Below are 4,302 nucleotides of genomic sequence, written 5' to 3'. Positions count from 1 at the left end.
AGCCTGATCTTCAGCTCTTTCATCAGCCCGGCATCGCCAAGCAAATCCTCCGGCCGCTCGCAGCCCTTCAGCAACTCGTCCAGTAGTTCCTTGGACATGGTCATAGTTTTTACTCCTCTCAGGAAGCATGGACCAAATCCCAGTTACACAGAAGATCGGACACTCTCATACAGCGTCGAGCGCGACAGTTGCAGCAGCGTGCATTGCCGCCGCTGGCTCAGATCATGCTCCTTGCTCACCATTTTTTGCCTCGCGTCCCGAGCAGTTGATGCGAGGCATTCGCTAAAAAATCCCGTTCCACCACCAGCTGCCCGATCTTCGAATGCAGCTTCTCGATCTCCGCCTCGTTCCCCTTCCCGGGATCAGACCCGCGCCGGGTGAACGCCGTGGCCATGTTCTCAATCGCCGCGCGCTTCCACGTGCTGATCTGGTTCGGATGCACGCCATACTTCTTCGACAACTCCGACAGCGTCATCTCTTCACGGATCGCTTCCAGCGCGACCTTCGCCTTGAACTCAGGCGTATGCATTTTTCTCTTCGTCATTATGGATCGTCTCTTTCGTCATGCGATCCACCCTAACAACTGGTCCAAATTGCCGAGACCACCTCTCCAGGAACCGTGCCCGCCGCGCAGAGCGCGGCGCGCACGCGTGCTTACTGACCGACGCCGTAGCGCGCGGTCCAGTCCTCTTCCAGCCGGACCATCCACGACGGGTGCGGCTCGGGCAGCGCATCGCCCAGATCATCGGGTGAGAGTGTGGCGACGCCCAGTTCTATCGCCTCAAACGTCGCGCGGTCCTCGGCCCCAAGCTTGTCCAGCGCCAGCACCGTGCCATTGCCCCAGACCGCCGGGTCGGATTTATGCGCCTGCGCCTCGGGCGACATCAGGAAATTCGCCAGCACCAGCGCGCCCGCCTTGGCATTGGCGTTGTAGGGAATAGCGACAAAGCTCGCAGCGCCGATTGTCCCGCCGTCCAGAACATAGCTGCGCACCGTCTCGGGCAGCTCAAAATTGGCAATCGCGTTCGACGGCTCGTTGGGGTTGTAGCTAAGCGCGAGGTCGATCTCGCCATCGTTCATCAACTGGATCAGCCGTGGCCCCGATTGTGGATAGGCCGCACCGCTGCGCCAGAGATTGGGCGTAAGATCATCAAGCCAGGCCCAGAGCGGGGCCGTGGCCTCTTGATAGGCCTCCTCGGTCACCGGCTGTTGCAGCACCCTTGGGTCGGGCGCCAGTTCCAGCACCGCCTGCTTGAGAAAGGTGCTGCCCAGGAAATCGGGCGGCTGCGGATAGGCAAAGCGGCCCGGATTGTCCCGCGCCCAGTCGAGCAGCGCGGCAATCGAGCGGGGCGGATCGCTGATCCGGGCGCTGTCATAGTAAAAGATGATCCGGCCCATGCCCCACGGGGCCTCGAGCCCGTCGGTGGGCACGGTGAAATCCGATACGGTGGCGGGGTTCTCCTCGGGGTCGATATATTGCCAGTTGGGCAAATCCTCGGCCCAGGGGCCGTAGAGCAGGCCCTGTTCCTTCATCGCCGCGAAATTCTCGCCGTTGATCCAGATCAGATCGACCGCGCCGCCTGCGTCCTTGCCCGCCGATTTCTCGGCGATGACGCGGCTCACGGCATCGGCGGTGTCCTTGAGCTTGACATGCTCGACGGTGATGCCATAGCGCTCGGCCACCTGATCGCCCGCCCAGGTGATGTAATCGTTGACGGCGTTCGAGCGGCCCCAGGCGTGCCAATAGACGGTCTGCCCCTCGGCAGCCTCGGTGATCGCGCTCCAGTCCGTGGGGTCGGGCGTGACCTCCTGCGCGGCCAACGGTGCGGCCAGCGCAAGCGCGGCCAGCGAGGTCATTATCTGTCGGATCATCTCAGGGTCTCCTGGTTGGGGTTAACGCGTTATAGCAGCCCGGCGAGATGCGCGAAGCCCTCATCCATCCGCGCCGCCATCTCGGGGTCGAGATAGTGATCGACGCGGCCCCTCACATGGGCAATCAGCGCCGCCTCGCTCTTGTCTGCGGCCAGATCCTCGCCATCCTGCGTGGCCTTGGCCTCGGCCCCAGACAGGACCCGCCATTTCGCGCACCATGTCATCGACCAGAGCCACATGGCTTGGCGCATCGGGATGATCCATGGGGCGAGCGGAGCGCGTGCGGCCTCGGGCAGACAGGCGAGCCAGTGGCGGCAGGCCCCGGCCACGTCTTCGGGCGTCAGCACCGCATGGCTCGCCACATCCCATGTCGTCGAGGTGTAAAGCGTGGCATGTGCCAGATCGAGCGGCGGCGCGCTGTAGCGGGCCTTTTCCAGATCGACCAGCACGGCGCGGCCCGAAGGAGTGACGATGAAATTGCCGGGATGCGCGTCGAAGGAAATGAGGCGTTTGGGTGGGCGCGGCACGTCATTGGCCAGATCGCGCAGCGCGGCGATATGCGTCTGCAATATGGCGCGCGTGTCCGCGGGCGCGGCGGGAAGATACTCCGCCTGCGCCTCGATTTCCGCCCGCAGATCGGCTAGCGGATCGGCGGCATCGAGCAGCGGCGGACGCGCGCCCGCTTCGGGCACCGGCAGCGCGTGGATCGCCGCCAGCGCCGCCATGATCGCGGGCAGGTCTTCGGGCAGGCGCGCGGCGCGGCCCTCTATCTCTTCCACGATCAGCCCGCCGCGCGGCAGCGCCTGCGACGGCGGCAGTTCGGCATAGAGGCGCGGCGCATGGCCCGACACGCTTGCGCGGGTGAAACAGGCGGCCTGATAGGCGAGGTTTTCCGCCGCGCCCAACCGCATCTGGCTCTGCTTGGGCAGTCGCGCGATGCGCCCGGTGCCGCGCAGGCGGATATGGTCATGCGCCAGCCCGGTATCGGGCATCAACTCGGGCAGGCCGGGGGCCTGCCCCTCGGCCTTGAGCGCCACCATCAGCGCCGGGATGAGCTTGGCGCGCCGGTCTGGGGCCGCTTCGGTCACTCCGCTGCCCGCTTTGCCGCCAGCCGGTCCGCGCGCAGGCGCTCCAATTCCGGCCCCAGAACCTTCTCGAAAAAGCGGTCGCAGCCGATGCAGAGGTTGCGATAGGGTTCGCCATCGGGGCGCGTGGTCCGCGACTCCTCCAGAAACCGCGCCAGGTCCCATCCATGCGCCAGCCCCATCCGCTCGGGGTGGCCCATCGAAATCGCCTCGAACGCGGGGTGGCCCACAAGGCTGTCGAGAATATCGTCGAGCCGCTCTTCGCGGAGATTACCCAGGGGGGCGGCGGTCTTGAGGCAGCAGGGGAACACGTCACCATTGGGGTCGATCGACACCTCTGACCCCGAATAGCCTCGATTGAGAAATCCCAAACCCCCCGACCAGACATTGCAGAAATTATCGGTGATCCCGGCCTTCGACAGCGAGTTTTCCCAAGCCCGTCCGCGCGGCCATATCTTGCCGATCCAGGCATCCTCGGTCGCGCCGAACAGCGAATAGAGCGGCTTATCGGGTCTCAAATCCGACCAGTCGCGTTTCGTCGGGTCCGCTTCGGCCTCCTCCATCCCGGCCGCGTGAAACATCTCGCGCAGCTGCTCGATGAGCGGCACGCGTTTGTCGCCTTCGTGGCCGACATGATAGTCGTCCATGCCCGCGCAGGAAATCCGCCCGACACCGCGCGCCAGCAATTCGTCGATGATTTTCGGTGTCACCAGATCGCCCGTGGTCTGAACGGAGATGAGCACACCCTGTCCGTGATATTTGTCACGCAACATTTCGAGAGCAGGGTAAAGTACCTGCTCTCGCACCGGATCGACCAGCACTTCGCCGCCTGAGATCGTCATCCTGCCCGGACGACGAACATAGCCCTGCGGTTCCGTCTCTGAAGGCGAGGACAGATCGAGATACCCGAGTTCCTCTGGCAGGTTCGCGATGATCTTTGGAAAACTTGCCTTGGAGTGTGAAACGATACCCGTCAACTCGTCGCGCACGTAGGGCCGGAAACGCGACTCGTAGCAATGCTTGCAGCGGCGATGACAGGCCCAGGATATAACGTAGTAAATATTTTCCATGCGGAAGTTCTCCTTCAGGATTTTCACGCATTGAGTGACATATCAGATGCGGCATAAAAACGGTCCGGACCCGATCATCACGGAATTGTCAGAACGCCGCGAGAGGCATCGCCCCTCGCGGCGGGTTTTCAGGCCGCGGTCGGCACGCGCTTTGACTGGAACACCGCGCCCAGAACCGCGCCGAAGATGATATGCAGCACCAACGTCATCATCGGGGCCATCATGCCGAAATTCATGCCGAACATTCCGGCACCGGCCATCGGCATCACGACGAT

5 protein-coding genes are annotated in these 4,302 nt (G+C 63.6%); all 5 read right to left on the bottom strand.

Translation table 11 applies throughout. The annotated features are described in order from the left end of the window. Positions 1-235: 235 nt before the first annotated feature. The gene (locus ABIE58_RS19990; protein ID WP_354546373.1) at positions 236-544 is read right to left on the bottom strand and encodes a transposase; all 309 of its coding nucleotides are present in this window, start codon (positions 542-544) and stop codon (positions 236-238) included. Positions 545-654: 110 nt separating this feature from the next. Then, positions 655-1,872, bottom strand: coding sequence for an ABC transporter substrate-binding protein (locus ABIE58_RS19985; protein WP_354546372.1), 1,218 nt, complete (start codon positions 1,870-1,872; stop codon positions 655-657). Positions 1,873-1,901: 29 nt separating this feature from the next. After that, a complete protein-coding gene (locus ABIE58_RS19980) occupies positions 1,902-2,960 on the bottom strand; it encodes a phosphotransferase family protein (protein ID WP_354546371.1) in 1,059 nt (352 codons plus the stop codon). Continuing rightward, positions 2,957-4,027, bottom strand: a complete 1,071-nt coding sequence (locus ABIE58_RS19975; protein ID WP_354546370.1) for an SPASM domain-containing protein — start codon at positions 4,025-4,027, stop codon at positions 2,957-2,959. Before ABIE58_RS19975 ends, ABIE58_RS19980 begins: the two co-directional genes overlap by 4 nt. Before the next feature lie 128 nt (positions 4,028-4,155). Next, positions 4,156-4,287 (bottom strand): DUF6789 family protein, encoded by a 132-nt coding sequence (locus ABIE58_RS19970; protein ID WP_354546374.1) that lies wholly within the window; start codon positions 4,285-4,287, stop codon positions 4,156-4,158. Positions 4,288-4,302 lie beyond the last annotated feature (15 nt).

The organism is Roseovarius sp. MBR-78 (genome assembly GCF_040547535.1).
Classification (GTDB): domain Bacteria; phylum Pseudomonadota; class Alphaproteobacteria; order Rhodobacterales; family Rhodobacteraceae; genus Roseovarius.
Note: the sequence above shows the minus strand (reverse complement) of the source record. Positions and strands in the feature narration are given on the sequence as shown.

What these genes read in the sequence shown, in the direction of transcription:
- ABIE58_RS19990 (WP_354546373.1), bottom strand. Translation starts at nt 544, where the DNA reads ATGACGAAGAGAAAAATGCATACGCCTGAGTTCAAGGCGAAGGTCGCG.
- ABIE58_RS19985 (WP_354546372.1), bottom strand. Translation starts at nt 1,872, where the DNA reads ATGATCCGACAGATAATGACCTCGCTGGCCGCGCTTGCGCTGGCCGCA.
- ABIE58_RS19975 (WP_354546370.1), bottom strand. Translation starts at nt 4,027, where the DNA reads ATGGAAAATATTTACTACGTTATATCCTGGGCCTGTCATCGCCGCTGC.
- ABIE58_RS19970 (WP_354546374.1), bottom strand. Translation starts at nt 4,287, where the DNA reads ATGGCCGGTGCCGGAATGTTCGGCATGAATTTCGGCATGATGGCCCCG.